Source organism: Microbacterium sp. LWH7-1.2, from assembly GCF_038397755.1.
Lineage (GTDB): Bacteria > Actinomycetota > Actinomycetes > Actinomycetales > Microbacteriaceae > Microbacterium.
In genome coordinates, this window is record NZ_CP151637.1 from 2,417,839 (window position 1) to 2,439,544 (window position 21,706).

Consider the following 21,706-nt stretch of genomic DNA (forward strand, 5'->3'; position numbering starts at 1 on the left):
AACTCTCTGCGCGCCCGAAGGTCGCGCATCGGTGGATGCATTGTCCTGACAATAGCACAAGCACCGCGTGCAATGTCATCCCGCGTGTGGTCGACTGACAAAGTTGAGTCGTTGTAGCATTGTCGGGACATTATGCTGTCGGGACTTGGGAGTTGAGTGATGACAGACGACGTGGTCAAGATCGACGATCTGCTCGCGAGCCTGGACCGTACCGGCCCCGTGCCGCTGTACTTCCAGGTATCCACCGCCATCGAACAGGCGATCCGTTCCGGCGAGATCCCCGCAGGCGCGCGCCTCGAGAACGAGATCGCGATCGGCCAGCGGGCGGGACTCTCACGGCCGACCATCCGCCGGGCGATGGAGGAGCTCGTCGACAAGGGACTCCTGGTGCGGCGCCGCGGCATCGGCACACAGGTCGTGCAGGGGCAGGTGACCCGCCAGGTCGAGCTGACCAGCCTCTACGAAGACCTCAAGAGCTCCCAGCACGAGCCGGGCACCCTCGTGCTCGAGCACGATACCCGGCCGGCCGATCCCGCCACCGCGGAGGCGCTGCGTGTTCCGGTCGGCTCCGACATCGTCTACCTGCGCCGCCAGCGCTCCACCGACGGCGTGCCGGTGGCGGTGCTCACGAACTATCTCCCGATCGAGTTCGCAGACATCACCACGGAGCAGCTGCAGCGGAAGGGCCTGTACGAGATCATGCGCGCGCGGGGCGTCGCCATCCGAGTCGCCAATCAGAAGATCGGTGCGCGCCGCGCCCACGGCGACGAGCCGGGGCTGCTCGACATCGACAAGGGCGGTCCCGTCCTCACGATGGAGCGGGTCGCCTTCGACGCTTCCGGCCGCGCCGTCGAGTTCGGCCACCACTGCTACCGCCCCGACATGTACAGCTTCCAGACGACGCTCGTGGCGAAGTGAGCGCTGAGCGGATGCTGCGGCCCTGATCAGTCGCGCGAGCGGGCGTCGAGCTCGGCGCGGGCGGCCTCGATCGCGACGTCGGTCGCGGAGTACCCGTGCTCGGGGCCGGGGAACACCCCGCCCCGGACCTCGCGGGCGTAGGCGGCGACGCCGGCCACCATGTCGGGGCCGATGGCGCCGTAGCGCTTGACGAACGCCGCGGTCTTGCCCTCGGTGATGCCGAGCAGGTCGTGGATCACGAGCACCTGGCCGTCGGCGGGACCGGCCCCGATGCCGATCACCGGGATCTCGAGCGCCGGCAGCACGACGGCGGCGACATCGGCGGGCACCGCTTCGATGACGAGCACGCTCGCCCCAGCGGCTTGCACGGCGAGGGACTCGCGCACGATGCGCGCGGCCGACTCCGCGGTGCGCCCCTGCGCGCGGAGGCCGCCGAGAGCCACGGCTGTCTGCGGGGTGAGACCCACGTGCGCGACGACGGGGATGCCCGCGTCGGCGATCGCACGGATGCGGCTGAGCCGCGCCTCTCCCCCGCCCTCGAGCTTGACGGCGTCGGCGCCGGCCTCCTTGACGAACCGGATCGCGGTCGTGACGGCCTGTTCGTCCGACACCTCGGTCGACCCGAACGGCAGGTCGGCCACGACGAACGCCGACTGCACGCCGCGGCGCACGGCGCCGGCGAGCACGAGCATCTCGTCGACGGTGACCGCGACGGTGGAATCGTGCCCGAGCACGACCTGCGCGCCGGAGTCGCCGACGAGCACCATGTCGACCTCGGCCTGCTCCGCGACGCGAGCGGTCGGGTAGTCGTAGGCCGTGACCATCACGATCGGCTCGCGGCGCGCCTTCATCTCGGCGAGTCGCTGCAGGGTGACCTGTGCGCGCATCACGCACCTCCTAGGACGGTGTTGTCGATGAGCCGCGTGCTGCCGACGCGGGCTGCGATCGCGACAAGCACCGGTCGGTCGACCGTGTGCTTCGGGGCGAACGTGATCGGGTCGACGAAGGCGACGTACTCGGGACGGATGCCGGATGCCTCGAGCGTCGCGAAGGCACGGGCGCGCAGCGCCTCGGTGTCGGCGATGCCGGCGGCGGCAGCATCCGTCACCTCCTGCAGTGCGTGCGGGATCGCGAGGGCCCGCGTCCGCTCGTCCGGTGAGAGGCGCGTGTTGCGACTGGAGCGGGCGAGGCCGTCGGCATCGCGCGACGTGGGGCACACGACGAGGGTGACAGGTATGCCGAGGTCGGCCACCAGGCGGCGGATGACCGCGACCTGCTGGGCGTCCTTCGCGCCGAAGTACGCGTGGTCGGGAAGCGCCGCGAGCATCAGCTTCGTCACGACGGTGGCGACGCCGTCGAAGTGCGCACGGCCGCGCTCGGCGCCCTCGAGGGTCTCGGCGATCGCGCCGCCGACGCTCACGGTGGTGGCGAAGCCGTCGGGGTAGACCTCGGAGGCTTCCGGGGCGAAGACGACGTCGACCCCTTCGGCCTCGGCGAGCGCGAGGTCGGCCCCCTCGGTGCGGGGGTACGCGGCGAGATCGGACTGCTCGTTGAACTGCGCCGGGTTGACGAAGATCGTCATGACGACGGTCTCGTCGGTGTTGCGGGCAGCACGCACAAGTGTCGCGTGCCCCTCATGGAGGGCGCCCATCGTCGGGACGAGGCCGATGCTGCCGCTACGGCGCTCTCGCAGCGCGGCGCGCAGGTCGGCGACGGTGCGGACGACGATCATGAGCCCGCCTCCTGTCGCGCGCGGAGGTCGCGCGTCGCGGCGACCAGGGCGTCGAAGAGCTCGGCGCGCTCGGGGAGCCGCTGGGCCACGGCGGCGCGCTGGCGGGCGACGGTCTGCTCGTCGCCGCGGGCGATGGGCCCGGTGAGGGCTGCGGCTGCGTGAGCCTCCCAGTTCGCGACCGTGGCGCGCACGAGCGGTGCGAGCGCCTCGCGGGGAACACCCGCGGTCGCGGCGAGGTCCTCAGCGAAGGACTCGAGCGTCACCAGGAAGTTCGAGGCGATCGACGCGGCCGCGTGGTACGCGGGGCGGTCGGCATCGGAAACGTCGAACGGCCTCATCCCCAGCGCGTCGGCGAGCGCATGCGCGGCGGCGAGGGCCTCCGCGGTCGACCCGGCGAGGGCCGCGGGCACGCCCGCGAAGGACGTTTCGCCGGTCACGGTGGTGAGGGGGTGGATGCTGAGCGCCTCGTGCGGTGCGAGCGGCTCGAGCGTCGTCGCGCCCGAGAAGTGTCCTACGACACGGTCCGGTGCGATGAGCGCCGCCGCGACGCCGATCTCGGCATCCGGCACCGCGAGCAGCACGATGTCGGCGCGCTCGCCCGTCGCGCCGCGGCCGAGGGGACCTTGCACGTCGACACCGGCTCGACGGAGCGCAGACACCATGGCACGACCGACGCGACCGTCGCCGACGATCGCGACGCGGGCAAGCGCGTGCGCGGAGTGCGAGTCCGGCATCGTCGTCGTCTCCCGTCACGGCGCATGGATCCGGTCCAGGACGGCTGAACCAGGTTCAAAAGTACCCGGGACGGCGCGAGCAGGCGAACGGGAGGGATCGCACGCCGAGCACGCGACGGGCTGAGGGGCGCAGCATCCGTCGTCCGTGAACGAGAGCGGCCCCCGACCGGCGAGAGTCGGGGGCCGCCGCTTTGTGCCCCGCTACGCCTGGGCGGGCACCTTGTACGCGACGTGGACGCGGCCGATCTCACCGTCGAAGGCGAACGGCATCTTGTCGACGTAGGCGCGGGAGACGGCACCGCCGTAGGCGCGGCCGATGTCGAGGCAGTCGTTCGCCGTGAACAGCAGCGGCGCACTGACGGGCACCGTGCCCGACGCGACCTCCGTTCCGTCGACCCGCAGCACGACGCTGAGCGGGCCGCCCGGTCGCGGCTCGACGTACGACGTCTCGATCTCGATCGTGTGGTCGCCCGCCGCGAGCGGCTCAGCGGCCGCGATGGTCGTCCGTTGCACCAGGAAGAGGTTGTACTCGTACGTGAGGATGCCGTCGACGACGAACGCGGTCAGACCGCCGCCGGCGCCGCCGAGCTTGTAGAGCACGCCGTTGGCCTTCTCGCCCACGGTCGCCTCGACGGTGACCAGGTTCGGTCTGTTGCCGAGAGCGGGCGCGCAGAACTCCGGCACCCGGGTGGTGTCGCCTGTCATCTCCCACTCGGTGTAGGGCGGGGCGAACCGCAACTCCGGGTGCAGCGGCACGACCCACAGTCCGCCGCCGATGGGGAGGACCTTGTTCTTGGCTGCTTCGATCCAGAACACGTCCTTGAGCTGCGCGAGCTTGTCGGGATGCTGGTCGGCGAGATCCTTCGACTGGCTCCAGTCCTCGTCGAGGTGGTAGAGCTCCCACCTGTCGTGGTCGGGCGTCCAGGTCTGGATCCCCGGCGCCAGCCCCGGGACCCAGGGCAGGCGCGGGCCGGTCGTGCACGCCATCCAACCGTCCTCGTAGATCGCGCGGCTCGCCATCACCTCGAAGTACTGCACACGGTGGCGGCCCTCGGCGGTCTTGTCGACGATCGAGTAGGCGAAGCTCGTGCCGTCGATCGGGTCCTGCGGGACGCCGTTCACCGTCTCGGGGTGCGAGATGCCGAGGATCTCGTAGAGCGTCGGAGCCAGGTCGATGACGTGGTGGAACTGGGTGCGCGGCGCCGGGTCGGGCGCGATCCGCCCAGGCCACTGGATGAACATCGGGTTGCGGGTGCCGCCGAGGTGGGAGGCCATCAGCTTCATGCCCTGATACGGGGTCGACCCCGCCCAGGCCCACGCTGCGTGGTACTGGTTGTCGGTCGCCGGCGTGCCCAGTGCGTCGAGGCCGCCGAGCTCCTCGAGAGCCGCGATGTGCTGGTCGATCGTGGTCGGGATCATGTTCTGCGCGAGCAGCTCGCTGATCGTGCCGTTCTGGCCCTCGCCCGATGAGCCGTTGTCGCCCCAGATGTAGATGACGATCGTGTCGTCGGCGTAGCCCAGTCGCTCGAGCTCATCGACCACACGGCCGGCCTGCACGTCGGCGTGCTCGCCGAACCCGGCGCACACCTCCATGAGACGGGCCTGGAACGGCTTCTGGTGGTCGGGGATGTCGTCCCAGCCCTGCAGCGAGTCGGGCCGGGGCGTGAGCACCGCGTCCTCGGGCACCCAGCCCGCCGCCTTCGCCCCCACGAGTGCCTCCTCGCGGTAGACGTCCCACCCGTCGTCGAAGACGCCCTTGTACTTGTCGGCCCACTCCTTGTGCACGTGGTGCGGGCCGTGGATGGCGCCGGTCGCCCAGTACATGAAGAAGGGCTTGTCGGGCGAGAGCGCCTTGTGGTCGCGCAGCCACGCGATCGCATCGTCGGCGATGTCCTCGCTGAGGTGATACCCCTCCTCCGGCGACTTCGGCGGCAGCACCGACGTCGTGTTGCGCACCAGGTTGGGCTCGTACTGCGACGCCTCGCCCGCGAGGAAGCCGTAGAAGTACTCGAAGCCGTTGCCGGTCGGCCAATTCTCGTATGGGCCGGCCTTGGTGGTCTCTTCGGCGGGCGTGTTGTGCCACTTGCCCCACGCCGCGGTCGAGTAGCCGTAGTTGCGCAGCACCTCGGCCATGGTGGCGCTCGACTTCGGGATGTGACCCGAGTAGCCGTCCCAGTCATTGGCGAGCTCGGCGATCTGACCGGCGCCCACGCGGTGGTGGTTGCGACCGGTCAGCAGCGAGGCGCGCGTCGGCGAGCACATCGACGTGGTGTGGAAGCGGTTGTAGCCGATGCCGCCCTGGCGGATGCGATCGAGCGTCGGCGTGGCGACCTTGCCGCCGAGAGGCGCCGGGAGCGCGGGCCCGGCGTCGTCGATGAGGATGACGAGCACGTTGGGCGCGTTCTCGTTCAGATGGCGCTCGGGCGGCAGCGGCGAGTACGTCGACTCGGCGAGCGTGCGGCCCGCGTAGCTGCCGGACGGCTTCGGCGGGAAGGGAAGCGTCCGTGCGGGTGGGAGCGGCTCCCCCACGACAGAGGTGCGGTCGTCAGCGGTCATGCGTGTCTCCTGTCCCCGAGCAGTGGGCGGGCGCAACGGGCCCCCACGAGGTCACCGTATCGAGCGGCGCGCTCAGCGGGCATCATTCGGATCGCGTGAACCCCTCCGCCGAGGTGAACGATGCGTGACAGCGGCGTGAGCTGCCGGGATGGGGCGGGGCCCGCGCACGCAGAGGCGCGACCTTCCTGCCACTACCAGGATATCCGTGGGTGGGGGCCTTGCGGCAAGGGCCCCTCGAGGGCGCATACTGGTCGGTCGCGACGCTCCTGCCCCGTTTCCCACCCACTCACTCCGCCCGAACCCGCGTCGCGAAGCCGCCTGGAGCCGATGCCGTGAATACCCTTCCGATCAGCGATTCGAACCCGCGCTCTCCCTCAGCCGAGCTCACCGCCTTCCACCTTCCCGCCCGCCTCTCCGCCAAGTCCGACCCGGCGCTCATCGGCGGCGACGAGCAGCACTTCGCCGCGATCGCCGACGCCCTCGAGCGCTCGATCGCGGGACTCGGGCTGCGCCTCGACGAGCTGCGCCGCCGCCCCGGCGGGCACGGCCAGGCGGGCGTCGAGCGAGACATCGAGATCCACCGCGTCTCGGCGCGGCTGCGGGTGCTGCGCCGCTTCGGGGTCGACGCGTGTCTGGGCCGCATGGTTCCCGCCGACGGCTCCGAGCCCGTCTACATCGGCCGCTTCGGACTCACGGATGCTGCCGGCCACCGCCTGCTCGTCGACTGGCGTACGCCCGCCGCCGAGCCCTTCTTCGCCGCCACGCACGCGCACCCCTCCGGGCTCGTGAGCCGCCGGCGGTACCGCTGGACCGGCGATCACGTCACCGATTACTGGGACGAGGTCTTCACCGCCGAGGGGCTCGACCACAACGCGGCACTCGACGACCAGTCCGCATTCATCGCGAGCCTCGGAGCGAGCCGCTCGCCCCGCATGCGCGATGTGCTCGGCACGATCCAGGCCGATCAGGACGCCATCATCCGCGCCGGCTCACGGGGTGCGCTCGTCGTGGACGGCGGCCCCGGTACGGGCAAGACCGTGGTGGCGCTGCACCGCGCCGCGTACCTGGTGTACTCCGACCCGCACCTCGGCGAAGGGCGCGGCGGCGTGCTGTTCGTCGGCCCGAGCCCCGCGTACCTCTCCTACGTGGAGGATGTGCTCCCCAGCCTCGGCGAGGAGAGCGTGCAGACCTGCACCCTGCGCGACCTCGTGAGCGAGGGCGCGGCGGCGGGGCCTGAGACCGACCCCGTCGTCGCGCGACTGAAGGCCGACGCACGCATGGTGGACGCGATCGAGCCCGCCGTCCGGCTCTACGAGGAGCCGCCCACCGAGGGCCTGCTCGTCGAGACACCGTGGGCCGAGCTGTGGCTCGCGCCACAGGACTGGGCCGAGGCGTTCGCGTCGGCCGAGGCGGGCCTGCCGCACAACGAGGCGCGCGACCAGGTCTGGGAGACGGTCCTCGACATCCTCACCGACCAGGTCGACGGCGAAGAGGTGCCGCTGCACCAGCTGCGGCGGGCGCTGGCTCGCAACGAGGAGCTGACGCGCGCCTTCGGCCGCGCGTGGCCGCTGGTCGAGGCATCCGTTCTCGTGTCCGATCTGTGGAGTGTCCCCGCGTATCTGCGCCGCTGCGCTCCATGGCTCGAAGCGGATGAGATCGCGGCGCTCCAGAGATCGGATGCTGCCGCCTGGACGACCGCGGATCTGCCACTGCTCGACGCGGCCCGGCGCCGGCTGGGCGGTCCGGGGGCGTCGCGACGACGCCGGGAGCGCGAGGCGAAGCTCGCGCAGGAGCGCGAGTACATGGCGCAGGTCGTCGACCGTCTGAAGGAGGCCGGCGACGAGATGGTGCAGTGGCTCGACGGCGACGACCTGCGCAACAGCCTCGTCGACGAGTCGGTGCTCGACGCCGTCGACCCCGACCTGCTCGCGGGGCCGTTCGCGCACGTGGTCGTCGACGAGGCCCAGGAGCTCACCGATGCGCAATGGCGGATGCTGCTGGCCCGCTGCCCGTCGCGCAGCTTCACGGTGGTCGGCGACCGGGCGCAGGCGCGGCACGGCTTCCACGAGTCGTGGCAGGATCGCCTGGAGCACGCCGGTCTGAGCGAGGTCGGCGTGTCGTCGCTCACGATCAACTACCGCACGCCGAGCGAGGTCATGGCCGAGGCCGAGCCGGTGATCCGCGCGGCGGTCCCCGACGCGAACGTGCCCACGTCGATCCGTTCGAGCGGGGTGCCGGTGCGCCGCGGCGCGGTGGCGGAGCGCGACGCCATCCTCGCCGAATGGCTCGACGGGCACGGCGAGGGTGTGGCGTGCGTCATCGGCGATCCGTCCTTCGCCCCGCAGGAGCGCGTGCGCTCGCTCACCCCTGAGCTCGCGAAGGGCCTCGAGTTCGACCTCGTCGTGCTCGTCGAGCCGTCGACGTTCGGTGACGGGACCGAGGGTGCCGTCGACCGCTACGTGGCGATGACCCGAGCCACCGAGCGCCTGGTGGTGCTGGAGGGTTGATCCCGTCGCCCGTTGCCCTGGACCGCGGCGCTCAGGGGTCGCAACACGCGGAATCGACACGATCATCCCGCGAGTCGCGCCCCCCGAATCCCCGCGTGACCCGCGGGCTGAGCATCGACAACGACACCTACGTGCCGTGACGGGTCAGTCGCGCTGCACGTAGTGGCGCACGGTGTCGTCCCTCTCCACGAGGAACCGATCGTCCTCCGGGTAGTACACCGCCCTGCCGATGTCGTCGCCCGCGAACTCTCGGATGCTGTCCAGGCTGTCCCACCGCGAAAGTGCCAGGATCTCCGTGAGGCCGTGAGGGAGTTCTCGCGTCAGCGTCCACGCGTCCCGATTTCCGGGAAGCGCGCGATACTCGGCGATTCCCGTCCGCTCGACATAGGCGACGTATTCGTCGCGGTCCTCCGTGCGGATCACTCCACGCCACACTCGGACGATGCTCCGGTGGTGGCTGTGGTCTTCGACGTCGGGCTCTGCCCGCGCGACGTCGGCGACCTCCTCCTCGGGGCGGGGTGGGATCGTCTCGTCGACTTCGAGCTCGGGGATGCTCGACTCACCCGGCCCGGGAACGTGGGCGTGAGAGAAGTGCTCGTCATACGTGGACACCGCGACTCCTTCCTTCGTCGACAGTCACAGCGTAGATCCGCGCGCGGTCAGCGCACCCGAAGTTCCTCCGGAAGCACCACGACGTCGACCAGCGCGCCGTTGCGCCAGAGGGTCATCTCCATGCGGCGGCCGATCGCCCCCTCCACCATGCGCCGCTGCAGTGCTGTCGGGTCGGCGATCGTGACGCCGTCGAGCGAGAGCACGATGTCCCCGACACGGGCACCGGCCACGGCGGCGGGACTGTTCGGGACGACCGACACCACCTGCATCCCGACCTTCGACCCGGCCTTCGCCGCGACGTGGGGACCGAGCGGCACGGTCGAGCCGGCGATGCCCAGCCACGCGCGCCGTACGCGACCCGCAACTCGCAGTGCGTCGATGATCTCCCGCGTCGTGGCGTTGATCGGCACCGCGAGCCCCAGGCCGATGCCGGCGACCGCGGTGTTCACCCCGACCATGCGGCCGGCGCTGTCGGCGAGCACGCCGCCGCTGTTGCCCGGATTGAGGGCCGCGTCGGTCTGGATCACCTCGTCGATCACCCGGCCCGAGCGCGTCGGCAGCGAGCGTCCGAGTGCCGACACGATCCCCGCGGTCACGCTGCCCGAGAATCCGCGCGGATTGCCGAGGGCGACCACGAGCTGCCCGACCCCGAGCTTCGAGGCATCCCCCATCGTCAGCGGTGGTGGGGTGTCGACGTCCGCGCGGAGCACGGCCAGGTCCGACAGTGGATCGGCGCCGATGACGGATGCTGCCGCCACCGTGCCGTCCGGGAACGCGACCTCCACCCCGATCGCGCCCTCCACCACATGCGCGCTCGTGAGCAGGTGCCCCTCCGACGTGATGACCGACGCGCTGCCGGCACCCGCGCCCTGGCGGGTGCGCACACTCACCGCCGCGACGGACGGCAGCACGGTCTGCGCGACACGCATGACCGTCGAGGAGTAGGCGTCGAGTGCCTCCTGGTCGTCCACGAAACCAGTGTCGACCCGTCACGGATGCTGCGGCCGAAGTTCGCCGAAGGCGGAAGCCTCGTCAGATCGGGGCATCCCACCAATCCAGCACCCGCGTGCCGATCAGCGTGAGCCAACGCGAGGGCTCGCCCTCGGCGACGTCGACGTCGAACCAGGTGCGACCCGGCAACGGGGTGCCCTGCAGCCAGGTGCCGTCGGGCTGCCGGGCTGCGCGCACGACCTCGACGGCGTCCGCGAGCCTCGGATCGGGTGGAGTGCCCTCGAGCAGTGCGACGTCGCGGAAGTGATCGAGCGCGACCAGGGCGCTGTAGCGATGCCGGTTCGGATAGACGAATCGCGTGACGAAGTCGCCGACGACCTCGCCGGTCGTCGCCCGATTCATGAGATGGCGTGACAGGAGGTACTCCTCGCCGCCGTGGCGGGCGTCGCGCATGCTCGTGTCACCCGTGATCCGCTCGTACGCGAGGATGCCGCGCGCCGCGTTGAGCGTCGAGTGGAAGGACGAACGCACGGAGTCGCCCTCTTCCGCCTCGCAGTTCCAGCCCCCGTCGGCGAGCCGATGCTCGGGGAACCACGCGACCAGTTGCGAGACGTCGGCTCCGAGCCAGGCGCCGCTCGCCAGTGTGTACGAGTTGATGCAGACGTCGACCTCTCCGCCCCAGTACGACAGGTCGTCGTACTCCCACCTGCTGTTCTCGGCGATCTTCTCCGCGGTGCCATCGAGCACGGCGGCATCGACGCCCCACTCACGGAGGTCCTTGAGCACCCACGTCGTCGCGACCCAGGGCTGGCCGGGCTCGTCCTGTTCGGCCCTTCCGAAGAAGCCTGCGGGGAAGAAGGCACCTCCTGCCCATTGCCCGTCGGCGTCTTGTTCCGCCAGCAGCCGCGCACCGAAGCCCTCGGTCCCCACCCGGGCGCGCGTAGCCTCCCAGACTTCGGGCGGAGCCCCCGCGATATCGCGCTCCACCTGCCAGCGCAGCGCCGGATCGGAGTCGAGGAGCCAGTCGAGCACATCGCGATCGATGGTCATGCGGGCAGGCTAGCCACCGCCGCCGACAACGTCGAACTCTGCACACCGCCCCGGCCGCAGCATCCCTCCGTCCGAGAAGCGTGAGGATCGTCGCCCGCCGACCCGCGGGTCAGGCAGAATTGCCCGATGCCCATCGTCGACAACGGCGTGTACGTCGCCGGTAAGCGGATCGAGAATCCGTCGAGCCTCGCCGAGACCTTCGAGTACACCCGCGCACATCACGGGATGGCGTGGATCGGGCTCTTCCGCCCGACCCCGGAGGAGATCGCCGAGGTCGCCGACGAGTTCGCCCTGCACCCTCTGGCGGTCGAAGACGCACTGACCGGACACCAGCGATCGAAGCTGGAGCGCTACGGCGACATCCTCTTCGTGGTGCTGCGTCCGGCGCGGTACATCGATGAGACCGAGACGGTCGACTTCGGCGAACTGCACGTCTTCGTCGGCCCCGATTTCATCGTGACGATCCGGCACGCGGAGTCTCCCGACCTCAGCCGCGTCCGTCGGCGGATGGAGCAGGAGCCCGAGCTGCTCGCACTCGGTCCCGAGGCGGTGCTGTACGCGATCCTCGACGAGGTCGTCGACGAATACACGCCGGTCGTCGAGGGCGTCGAGAACGACATCGACGAGATCGAGGACGCGCTGTTCGAGAACGGCGGTGTCACGCTGTCCAAGCGCATCTACGACCTGTCGCGCGAGGTGATCACGCTGCAGCGCGCGGTCGCACCGCTCGCCGACATGCTCGAGTCGCTGCAGCGCGGCGCGCCGAAGTACGAGGTCGACCTCGAACTGCAGCGCTCGCTCCGAGACGTGCACGACCACGCCCTGCGCATCATCGACAAGACCGCGGCGTTCCGCTCGATCCTCGACAACGCCCTCACCGTCAACGCGACGATCGTCACGCAGCGCCAGACCGATACCGCGCTCGTGCAGAACGAGCAGGTCAAGAAGATCTCGGGATGGGCCGCGATCCTCTTCGGCCCCACCCTGGTGGGCACCATCTACGGCATGAACTTCGTGTATATGCCCGAATTGGAATGGCCGCTCGGCTACCCGATGGCGCTCGCCCTGATGGCGGCGACGAGCCTCACCCTCTACTGGGTGTTCCGCAAGCGCCACTGGCTCTGAGACCTGAGCCCGCGCCGGGTGGCGTCGCACCAGGAGTCACGGTTCCTGCGCACCCGGTCAAGCCACCGGGGCTTGTGAAGGGGAGAGTGGGGGCGGATCGAAGGAGGCCCCATGCCTGCGCACACGCCCGACGCGCCAACTCAGCCCCACGACAACCCGGACCTCATTCCGGTGATCGCCGTGACGGAGGCCGAGCCGCGGCATCCGCTCGACCCGCTCACCGCGGGCGAGATCGAAGCGGCGCGCGAGATCCTCGTGTCGGCGGGCCTGCTGGGCGACACGGTGCGCGTGCCGATGCTGCTGCCCGACGAGCCCACCAAGGACGAGCTCGCCGCCTGGTCGCCAGGTCAGCCGTTCGATCGTCGTATGGACGTGACGCTCATGGATGCCGGCACCGGCGCCGTGACGGAAGCCATCGTGTCCGTCACGCGCGGCGTCGTCGTCGCGACGCGCGAGCTCGATCCGACCGCGGCGCCCTACGGCCAGCCGCAGTACCTGTTCGAGGAGTACGACCGTGCGGCGGAGATCGTGAAGGCCTCGCCCGAGTGGCGCGCCGCCATGAAGCGCCGCGGCCTGGAGGACCGCATCGACCTCGCCTTCTGCTCGCCCCTGGCCCCTGGCTTCGTCGGGCGTGAGAACGAAGTAGGGCGCCGCGTCATCCGTTCGCTCACGTTCCTGCGCGACAGCGAGGACGACATCCCGTGGGCGCACCCGGTCGAGGGCCTCATCGTGCACGTCGACCTCGTGTCGAACGCGGTCATCGGCATCGAGGACGAGGGCGACGTGCCGGTCCCGGCGGGGAGCGGGAAGTACACGCCGGCTGCCGTCGGCCCGGCCCGCGAGACGCTGAAGCCCATCGAGATCACGCAGCCCGAGGGGCCGAGCTTCTCCGTCAGCGGATCGCTCGTGCAGTGGGAGAACTGGTCGATGCGCGTCGACTTCAACGCGCGCGAAGGACTCGTGCTGCACGACGTGCGCTTCGACGACCGCCCGGTGCTGACCCGCGCGAGCGTGCCCGAGATGGTCGTGCCCTACGGCGACACCTCGAACACGCGCTTCTGGATCAGCTACTTCGACGCCGGCGAGTATCTGCTGGGCAAGAACGCGAACCACCTCGAGCTCGGCTGCGACTGCCTCGGCGTGATCCGGTACTTCGACGGCCATATCGCCGACGACCATGGGCACCCCGTGAAGATCCCGAACGTCGTGTGCATGCACGAGGAGGACTACGGGATCCTCTGGAAGCACACAGAGCAGGGACCGGTCGGCTCGCACGTCCGCCGCTCGCGGCGCCTGGTCGTCTCGTACTTCTCGACGATCGGCAACTACGACTACGGCTTCTACTGGTACTTCTCCCTCGACGGCTCGATCCAGCTCGAGGCGAAGGCCACCGGCATCGTGTTCGTCGGCGGTGGTGTGCCCGGCTCGACGAGCAAGCACGCGCCCGAGATCGCTCCGGGTGTGTTCGCGCCGGTGCACCAGCATCTGTTCTCGGCGCGCCTCGACGTCGCGATCGACGGGGAAGACAACGAGCTCGTCGAGATCGACGCCGCCCGCATCCCGATGGGCGACGCGAACCCCTTCGGCAATGCGTTCACCTGGACCGAGACGCCGCTGCGCACCGAGGCCGAGGCCCAGCGCGTCGCCGACACGTCGGTCGCGCGCGTGTGGGAAGTGCGCAGCGCCTCGAAGACCAACTACCTCGGCAAGCCCACGGCGTACCACCTCCTTCCCCAGCCGACCGCGCTGCTCATGGCCGACCCGGCATCGTCGGTCGCGGCGCGCGCCGCCTTCGCGACGAAGCACTTGTGGGGCACCGCGTACGACCACGACGAGCGCTGGCCCGCCGGCCGCTATCCGAACGCGCACCAGGGGGGCGCCGGGCTGCCGGCCTACACGTCGGACGACCGCTCGATCGACGGCGAGGACCTCGTGCTGTGGCACACCTTCGGCCTCACCCACATCCCGCGCCCCGAGGACTGGCCCATCATGCCCGTCGACTACGCCGGGTTCTGGCTCAAGCCCTACGGCTTCCTCGATGTGAACCCCGCGATGAACATCCCCGAGTCCTCGCAGGCGCACGCTGTCGGCCACAGGGTTACGGGCGCCGCGGGCGCCCCGGGCGCGACCGGTCCTCGGGTGGCGGGCGCAACCGCGGACGCCGGCTGCGGCATGGGTGCGGAGTGCGCCTGCGGACACTGAGAGCGCGGGGGCGAGAAGACGGGTGACGGATGCTGCGGCAGCCGTCACCCGTCCGCTCTGGTGACAGCGCCCGGCGTCACCGTGCGTCGTTCGGGGCTTGACCTGAGCGTGGGTTTGCTGCGCGAGAACGTGATGAAACTTCGCCTTCAGGCATTGAGACTTTCGAATATTTGTTCTACTATGGACTCATGCCCGAGACGCCTCCTCCTCCCGAGAGCGAGGATGGCAGGTGGTCGTTCGGGGCGGAGGAAGAGTTCGTGCCGCCCGTGCCAAATGCGGTGGACCTGGTCGTCGAGACCGCGACGATGATGTCGGTGTTCGCGGCGCAGCGATTGCTGCGCGTCGACGCGATGCGGCGGGACCTGCTTCGCGAGGCCGACGGCCGAGGCGACGGGGTGCGGGACATCGTGGAGCGGTCGATCCGCCTCGAGCTGGCGGCGGCGATGCGTGTCACCGAGTACGCCGCGGGGCGTCTGATCGCGCAGGCCGAGGCGCTGGTGCGGCGCTACCCGGCTGCGCTGGAGGCGCTGGGGTGGGGTCGCATGACCGAGAAGCACGCCGAGATCATCGCGGATCTTCTTGATGAGGCGCCGCCGGAGCTACGCGAGATGTTGCTGCAACGTGCGGTGCCGCTGGCGGCGTCGGAGCCGGTGGGCACCTTCCGGCGGGCACTGCGGACGCTGATCGACACCGCCCAGGCGACGACCCTGGAAGAGCGGCACCAGCGTGCGCTCACGCAGCGACGCATCGCCGTCGAGCGGGGGCAGGACGGCATGGCCGGACTGTGGATCTTCGGCGCCGAAGTGGAGATCCACGCCATCCACGGTCGGCTGACGCAGATGGCGAAGGCGATCGCACGTGTGGACGGTAAGACCCGCACCCTCGATCAGCTACGCGCCGACGTCGCGACCGACCTCCTCATCGATGGCACCACCGATCACCTCCCCGAGGCGGCGTCCGGCATCCGGGCGCAGGTCGTCGTCACCGTACCGGTGCTCGCGCTACTCGACGACGAGTACGCCGATGCCGGCGACCCGCCCGTGGTCGAGGGCATGGGCCCGATCCCGCTGTCGAAGGCCCGCGAGTTGTGCGGCGGCGACGCGCGGTGGATGCGGGTGCTGACCCACCCCGAGACCGGCATCGTGCTCTCCGTCGGCCGCGACAGCTATCCGCCGCCGGCCCCATTGAAGAGACTCGTCAGATGGCGGGCCGACCGATGCATGGGTCCCGGCTGCTCGATGCCGGCCTCTCGCTGTGAGATCGACCATCAGATTCGATGGGCCGACGGCGGCGAGACATGCCTCGACAACACCCTGCCGTTCTGCAAAGGCCACCACCTCGTCAAAGACAACACCGACTGGCAGGTCCGGCAGATCGAAGGCTCGGGCGGAGCCGTGGCGTGGACGTCTCCGACGGGGCGCCGGTACATCGTGCAGCCCGAGCGCAAGGTCCCGACATTCACCGTTCGGCCCCCGGCACGTTCTGATATCGGCGATGGACTGGGCGCAGAGGCACCGTTCTGACCGACCGCGAACGACCTCGCCGCGATTCGAGCACACCGTGGCGCCCCGAACATGAGGGGCGACGGATGCTGCACCACCCATCGCCCTTCTCGGCGTCAGCGGGTCACACGCCCACCGCCTCGCTGCCGAGATGCGGTGCATCCGCCTCCTCCGCGCCGTGACCGATCCGGCGGTAGACGTCGGGCTTGGCCTTGCGGAGCCAGTACGCCCACAGCACCGCCGCGACCGACGGCACCAGCAGGATCGCGGGCAGGATGAACGTCGTCGGCGTCGACTGCGGTTGGCCGAGCAGCACGTCCCAGTTCACGAGAATGAGGATCCAGACGATCCCGAGCGCGACGAGCGCGACGATGGGCGCCACCAACCGGGTTCCCGCACCGACGTCGCGCCCGTCCCGTCGGAAGAACCCGATCACGGCGGCCGACACCAGCACCATGAGCAGCACGAGGCCGAAGGCGCCGAGGTTCGTGAGCCAGGTGAAGAGCGTGAGCACCGGGTAGGGGCCGCTCGCGGGGTTCCAGCCGCTCTCGGCGACCGCGAAGCCGATGATCACGACGAGCGCGAGCACCGACTGCGCGAGCGAGCCCGCCCAGGGCGCACCGCTCGAGGTGCGGACCGTGCCCAGTTGACGCGGGAGCACGCCCTCACGGCCGAGCGAGAACGCGTAGCGCGACACGGCGTTGTGGAAGCTCACCAGCGCGGCGAACAGGCTCGTGATGAAGAGGATCGACATGAGGTCGACCCACAGCATGCCGAGGTGCTCGGCGGCGAAGTTGAAGAACAGCGGCGGACCCGCCTCCTCCGGAGTGATCCCGGTGGGGTCGGTGATCTTCGCGGGGCCGACGGCGAGCGCGAGCGCCCACGACGAGATCGCATAGAACACGCCGATGACGGCCACCGCAAGGAAGGTCGCGCGCGGGATGGTGCGCTTCGGGTCCTTCGACTCCTCGCCGTAGATCGCGGCGGATTCGAAGCCCATGAACGCCGCGATGCCGAAGGCGAGGACGGCGCCGACACCCGGCACGAAGAGCGCGGACGGGGTCATCGGCGCCAGGGTGAAGTCCTCGGCGGGGTTCGCGAACGCCACGACGTCGAAGACGATGACCGCGAGGAACTCGAGGGCGACGAGCACGCCCAGCACCTTCGCCGAGAGATCCACGCGGTTCACACCGAGGATGCCGACCACGACGATCCCCAGGATCACCCAGACCCACCACGGGCTGGCCCAGCCGGTCTTCGACTCGATGAACGACGAGATCTGGAAGCCGAACATGCCCCAGATGCCGATCTGCATCGCGTTGTACGCGATGAGCGCGAGCACCGAAGCGCCCACGCCGGTCGGGCGGCCGATTCCCTGTGAGACGTACGAATAGAACGCGCCGGCGTTCGTGATGAAGCGGCTCATCGCGGCGTAGCCGATCGCGAAGATCGCGAGCGCCGCGGCCAGGACGATATAGCCGAACGGGATGCCGTCGACATGCGTGACCGAGTAGGCGCTGGTCACGCCGCCGGCGACGACGGTCAGCGGCGCCGAGGCGGCGATGATCATGAAAGCGACCGCGAGGACCCCGAGGCGGCGATGCGCTGCCGTGCGGGTCGTCGAGGTCGTGGGGCCGGAGGTGGCCATGTGCAGCTCCTTCGATGCTCAGGTCGGGTGGGGATCATCGTCCCGATCCCCGCGCATCGGGGGTTGACGCCGCGGGCAGAGTCCTTGCCTGTGGGGGCACATCGGCCGCTCGCGTGGTAAACTCGCGAATCGTATACGATTCGGCCACAGTGAGGTGAGCCCATGTCTGAAGAACCCCTGTCGTTCACGGCGTACCGCCACGCCGTCTCGCAGGCGGTCGTCGCGCTCGACGTGCACGCCGACCAAGACGAGAGCTTCCGCGGCGCCCTCGACGCGGCCGTCTCGGGCGACATCCACGTCTTCGGCATCGCTGCCGACGGCCACAGCGTCCACCGCACCCCGGGGCTCATCTCCCGCGCACCCCAGCAGTACTTCAAGTTCTCGCTCATCGAGCGGGGGACCGGCCTCATCGTTCAAGACGGCCGCGAGATCTCGCTGCGCGCCGGCGACATGGCGATCTACGACACCGACCGCCCGTACTCGCTCCTGTTCGACGAGACGATGCGGATGTCGGTCGTGATGTTCCCGAAGGTCCTGCTCGACATCCCCGCCGAGACCATCGGCCACGTCACCGCGACCCGCCTCGACGGCGCCGGCGGCGTGGGCGCGATGATCGCTCCGTACGTCGCCTCGCTCGCGCGCGGGGCCGGCGAGCTCGACGCGCATCTGGCGCGCCGCATGTTCCGTACGGCCGTCGACATGGTGGGAACTCTCCTCGAGGCCAATCTCGGCCGCGAGGCGACCAGCACCGACGCCCACGGCGCGCTCATGCGCCGCGTGCTCGACCACATCGATGAGCACCTGTCCGACAGCGAGCTCTCTCCCGGCCAGATCGCCGCCGCGCATTTCATCTCTGTACGTCACCTGCATGCGCTGTTCAACGAGCAGGGCACCACGGTCTCGACCGTCATCCGCACCCGCCGCCTCGAGCGCTGCTACGACGCACTGGTCGACCCGCAGCAGGCGCACCGCTCCATCACCGACGTCGCGCTGGCGAACGGGTTCGTGGATGCCGCCCACTTCAGCCGCACGTTCCGCGCGCACTTCGGGGTGCCGCCGAGCGGGGTGCGTCCGGCGTAGCGCGCGCGGTCAAGCAGCCTGCGCGGGCGGTCAACTGCGGCCCGCAGCATCCTCCGACAATCGAGTCAGACCCGATCGAGGAGGATCCCATGACCGTCGCGACGTCGCTTCTGGACGCCATCACCGTTTCCGAGACGGAGGGGCGGGCGATTCCGGATGCTGCCACCCGCGAGACGATCGGCTACGCGCCCGTCCACACCGTGGCCGACCTCGACGCCGCCGTCGCCGCCGCGCGCCAGGCCCAGCCGGCGTGGAACGCGCTCGGCCACGCCGAGCGTTCGCGCATCCTGAACGCGATCGCCGACGACATCGAGGCGAGCGCCGAGGAACTCGCCCAGCTGCTGTCCCGCGAGCAGGGCAAACCGCTCGACGGCCCCAACGCCCGGTTCGAGGTGGGAGCGTGCGCGGTGTGGACCCGCACCGCCGCCGACACCCCGCTCGAGCCCGAGGTGGTCTTCGAGGCGGGCGACTCGCGCGCCGAGGTGCACTACGACGCACTCGGCGTCGTCGGCGCGATCGGCCCGTGGAACTGGCCGATGATGATCTCGGTGTGGCAGATCGCGCCGTCGCTGCGCATGGGCAACACCGTCGTGGTCAAGCCCAGCGAGTTCACGCCCCTGTCGGTGCTCGCCCTCGCCGAGGTCTTCAACCGGCACCTGCCCGAGGGCGTGCTCACCGTCGTCCCGGGCGACCGCGAGGTCGGCGCGGCGATCGCCGGGCACCCCGGCATCGACAAGATCATGTTCACCGGGTCGACGGCCACCGGCCGCCGCATCGTCGAGTCGTCGGCCGGCAACCTCGCACGGCTCACCCTCGAGCTCGGCGGCAACGACGCCGGCATCGTGCTGCCCGGCACCGACCCGGCCGCGATCGCCGAGGACCTGTTCTGGGGCTGCTTCATCAACACCGGCCAGACCTGCGCCGCACTCAAGCGCCTCTACGTGCACGACTCCGTGTACGAGGAGGTCATCGACACCCTCGCCGGCATGGCCGAGGTGATCCCGATGGGCCGTGGACTCGACGAAGGCAACATGCTCGGCCCGCTCCAGAACGAGAAGCAGTTCGACATCGTGCGCGACCTCGTCGACGACGCCCGTGAGCGCGGCGCCCGGGTCGTCGTCGGCGGCGAAGCCGCACCCGAACTCGGCCCGCTGTTCTACCGCACCACCGTCGTCGCCGACATCGAAGACGGCGCGCGACTGGTCGACGAGGAGCAGTTCGGCCCCGTCATCCCGGTGATCCGTTACTCGGACGTCGACGACGCCGTGCGCCGCGCGAACGCCTCGGAGCAAGGCCTTGGCGCCTCGGTGTGGTCGGCGGATGTCGACGCCGCCGTCGAGGTCGCCAAGCGCCTGCAGGCGGGCACGGTCTGGATCAACGGACACGGCGGCCTGAACCCGATGGTGCCGTTCGGCGGCACCAAGGCGTCCGGCTACGGCCAGGAGTTCGGCGTCGCCGGTCTCAAGGCCGTCGCCGCGCCGAAGGTCATCAGCCGATGACCCGGGCTCACGTGGACACGGCCACCTGCGCGTGTCCACGAGTGTCGGCGGATCGCCGGGTGATGTGGCGGTACCGGGTCGCGCCGCGTGAACCCCATACGCTCAGCGCATGATCTTGCTCTCTGACATCGAACCCATCAACCAGGGCGTCTCCGCCGGTGCCGTCTTCGGCTACGTGGTCGTCGGCCTCATCTACTGGATCGCCTCGATCGCCGCCTACTGGAAGACGTTCACGAAAGCCGGTTATCCGGGATGGCTCGCGATCATCCCGATCGTGAACCTGTTCGTGCTCGTCAAGGTCGCGGGGTACTCGGCCTGGCTCGGACTGCTCTGGTTCGTGCCGATCGCCAACCTCGTGCTCGCGATCATCGTCGCCTTCCGCAACGGCCGCGCGTTCGGCCACGGCGGCGCGTTCTCGTTCTTCCTGCTGTTCCTGCTCAACCCGATCGGGTACTTCATCACCGGCTTCAGCAACGACACCTACACCAAGCCCGCCTGAGCCCGCTCCGGTGACAGAGCGAACGCCCCCGGCTGCGACCGGGGGCGTTCCCGTCTGCGGTCAGAGCACGACATGGAATTTCGGGCCTGGCCCCGCACCCTCCGGCCGCTCGCCGGCGAGGATCGCGGGCAGCTCCTCGAGGGTGACCGTCGCGGCGACCAGCGGGCGGGGATCGACGACGCCGGCGGCGTAGGCGTCGATGGTGCCCGCGAGGCCGGGTGAGGCGCTGAGCACACCGACGGCCGTGACGTCCTTCAGCGCCAGGTCCCGAGTGTCGATGAGGCTCGGCGTTCCCGCCAGGCCGATGTAGACGAGCCGACCACCGGGCTCGACCAGCTCGAGCGCCTTCGCGGGAAGCTGCGGGGCGTTGGATGCCTCGATCACGGCGTCCCACGGCAGCGGAGGCATGCGCTCCTGGGTCCAGATGTGGTCGAAGCCGAGCGACCCGGCGAACTCCAGCGCGCGGTCGTCGCGCGCGAGCAGGTGCACCTCGGCACCGGCGGCGCGCGCGAACATCGCGCTCAAGAGCCCGATCGTGCCGGGACCGAGCACGAGGCAGCGATCGCCCGGGCGGAGAGCCGCGCCCGCGACCGCCCGGAACGCGTTGCCTCCGGGTTCGACCAGGGCGCCCATCGCGTCGTCGACGCCGTCGGGCAGCCGGTGCAGCGATGAGACCGGGGTGGCGACCTTCTCGGCGAGTGCGCCGGCCTTCCCGCCGCGGATGCCGAGTTCGAGCCGGTTCTCGCAGACATGCTGCCGGCCATGCTCGCAGCGGCGGCAGGCGCCGCACCCGAGCATGGTGTCGCCGGTCACCCGCCGCCCGATCCACTCCGGGTCGACGCCCGCGCCGACGCCCGAGACGGTGCCCATCCACTCGTGCCCGATGCGCATCGGGTAAGCGGCGTGGCCGGCGTGCAGGTACGCCATCTCGCCGGTGAAGAACTCGACATCGGTGCCGCAGATGCCCGCGCGGCGCACGTCGACGACGACCTCGCCGGCCGCCGGCTCGGGATCCGACACCTCCTGGAGCTCGGTGCGGTGCGGCGCCGTGATCACGAGCGCCCTCATCGCCGGCCCCGTCCGCGCCACGC

17 protein-coding genes are annotated in these 21,706 nt (G+C 70.3%); 8 read left to right on the plus strand and 9 right to left on the minus strand.

What is annotated here, in order from left to right; all coding sequences use genetic code 11:
- Positions 1-159: 159 nt before the first annotated feature.
- The gene (locus tag MRBLWH7_RS11275) at positions 160-918 is read left to right on the plus strand and encodes a GntR family transcriptional regulator (protein WP_341994475.1); all 759 of its coding nucleotides are present in this window, start codon (positions 160-162) and stop codon (positions 916-918) included.
- 26 nt (positions 919-944) lie between these two features.
- Here the strand turns inward: MRBLWH7_RS11275 and panB are convergent, their stop codons facing one another.
- The 4 genes from panB to MRBLWH7_RS11295 all read right to left on the minus strand — a co-directional run bounded on the left by panB (position 945) and on the right by MRBLWH7_RS11295 (position 5,940).
- Positions 945-1,805: a 3-methyl-2-oxobutanoate hydroxymethyltransferase gene (gene panB, locus MRBLWH7_RS11280; protein ID WP_341994477.1), complete on the minus strand. Its 861-nt coding sequence runs from the start codon at positions 1,803-1,805 to the stop codon at positions 945-947.
- Positions 1,805-2,650 carry a pantoate--beta-alanine ligase gene (gene panC / locus MRBLWH7_RS11285; protein ID WP_341994479.1) on the minus strand — a complete coding sequence of 282 codons (846 nt, stop codon included), beginning with the start codon at positions 2,648-2,650 and terminating at the stop codon, positions 1,805-1,807. Before panC ends, panB begins: the two co-directional genes overlap by 1 nt.
- Complete coding sequence (locus MRBLWH7_RS11290) at positions 2,647-3,384, minus strand: Rossmann-like and DUF2520 domain-containing protein (protein WP_341994481.1); 738 nt, start codon at positions 3,382-3,384, stop codon at positions 2,647-2,649. Before MRBLWH7_RS11290 ends, panC begins: the two co-directional genes overlap by 4 nt.
- A gap of 201 nt (positions 3,385-3,585) precedes the next feature.
- Positions 3,586-5,940, minus strand: a complete 2,355-nt coding sequence (locus MRBLWH7_RS11295; protein ID WP_341994484.1) for an arylsulfatase — start codon at positions 5,938-5,940, stop codon at positions 3,586-3,588.
- Between the two features lie 332 nt (positions 5,941-6,272).
- Between MRBLWH7_RS11295 and helR the strand changes: the two genes are divergently transcribed.
- Positions 6,273-8,447, plus strand: coding sequence for an RNA polymerase recycling motor ATPase HelR (helR, locus tag MRBLWH7_RS11300; protein WP_341994486.1), 2,175 nt, complete (start codon positions 6,273-6,275; stop codon positions 8,445-8,447).
- Positions 8,448-8,591: 144 nt separating this feature from the next.
- On the opposite strand, the gene MRBLWH7_RS11305 is transcribed toward helR, so the two are convergent.
- The 3 genes from MRBLWH7_RS11305 to MRBLWH7_RS11315 form a co-directional block, all read right to left on the minus strand.
- Positions 8,592-9,059 carry a hypothetical protein gene (locus tag MRBLWH7_RS11305; protein WP_341994488.1) on the minus strand — a complete coding sequence of 156 codons (468 nt, stop codon included), beginning with the start codon at positions 9,057-9,059 and terminating at the stop codon, positions 8,592-8,594.
- Positions 9,060-9,106: 47 nt separating this feature from the next.
- Positions 9,107-10,030: a trypsin-like peptidase domain-containing protein gene (locus tag MRBLWH7_RS11310; protein WP_341994489.1), complete on the minus strand. Its 924-nt coding sequence runs from the start codon at positions 10,028-10,030 to the stop codon at positions 9,107-9,109.
- Positions 10,031-10,091: 61 nt separating this feature from the next.
- On the minus strand, positions 10,092-11,060 hold the full coding sequence (locus tag MRBLWH7_RS11315) for a squalene cyclase (protein WP_341994490.1): 969 nt from the start codon (positions 11,058-11,060) through the stop codon (positions 10,092-10,094).
- Between the two features lie 126 nt (positions 11,061-11,186).
- On the opposite strand from MRBLWH7_RS11315, the gene corA reads away from it, so the two are divergent.
- The 3 genes from corA to MRBLWH7_RS11330 all read left to right on the plus strand — a co-directional run bounded on the left by corA (position 11,187) and on the right by MRBLWH7_RS11330 (position 15,910).
- On the plus strand, positions 11,187-12,185 hold the full coding sequence (corA, locus tag MRBLWH7_RS11320) for a magnesium/cobalt transporter CorA (RefSeq protein WP_341994492.1): 999 nt from the start codon (positions 11,187-11,189) through the stop codon (positions 12,183-12,185).
- Positions 12,186-12,296: 111 nt separating this feature from the next.
- Complete coding sequence (locus MRBLWH7_RS11325) at positions 12,297-14,387, plus strand: primary-amine oxidase (protein ID WP_341994493.1); 2,091 nt, start codon at positions 12,297-12,299, stop codon at positions 14,385-14,387.
- 188 nt (positions 14,388-14,575) lie between these two features.
- Positions 14,576-15,910: a DUF222 domain-containing protein gene (locus tag MRBLWH7_RS11330; protein ID WP_341994495.1), complete on the plus strand. Its 1,335-nt coding sequence runs from the start codon at positions 14,576-14,578 to the stop codon at positions 15,908-15,910.
- 103 nt (positions 15,911-16,013) lie between these two features.
- On the opposite strand, the gene MRBLWH7_RS11335 is transcribed toward MRBLWH7_RS11330, so the two are convergent.
- Entirely contained in the window at positions 16,014-17,537 is a 1,524-nt protein-coding gene (locus MRBLWH7_RS11335) for an APC family permease (RefSeq protein ID WP_341994497.1), read from the minus strand.
- Between the two features lie 162 nt (positions 17,538-17,699).
- Here MRBLWH7_RS11335 and MRBLWH7_RS11340 point away from each other — a divergent pair, with 162 nt between their 5' ends.
- The 3 genes from MRBLWH7_RS11340 (at position 17,700) to MRBLWH7_RS11350 (ending at position 20,615) form a co-directional block, all read left to right on the plus strand.
- On the plus strand, positions 17,700-18,617 hold the full coding sequence (locus MRBLWH7_RS11340; protein WP_341994499.1) for a helix-turn-helix domain-containing protein: 918 nt from the start codon (positions 17,700-17,702) through the stop codon (positions 18,615-18,617).
- 89 nt (positions 18,618-18,706) lie between these two features.
- On the plus strand, positions 18,707-20,116 hold the full coding sequence (locus tag MRBLWH7_RS11345) for an aldehyde dehydrogenase family protein (protein ID WP_341994501.1): 1,410 nt from the start codon (positions 18,707-18,709) through the stop codon (positions 20,114-20,116).
- A 109-nt stretch (positions 20,117-20,225) separates the two neighbouring features.
- Positions 20,226-20,615: a DUF5684 domain-containing protein gene (locus MRBLWH7_RS11350; RefSeq protein WP_341994504.1), complete on the plus strand. Its 390-nt coding sequence runs from the start codon at positions 20,226-20,228 to the stop codon at positions 20,613-20,615.
- 60 nt (positions 20,616-20,675) lie between these two features.
- Here the strand turns inward: MRBLWH7_RS11350 and MRBLWH7_RS11355 are convergent, their stop codons facing one another.
- On the minus strand, positions 20,676-21,683 hold the full coding sequence (locus tag MRBLWH7_RS11355; protein ID WP_341994506.1) for an alcohol dehydrogenase catalytic domain-containing protein: 1,008 nt from the start codon (positions 21,681-21,683) through the stop codon (positions 20,676-20,678).
- Positions 21,684-21,706 lie beyond the last annotated feature (23 nt).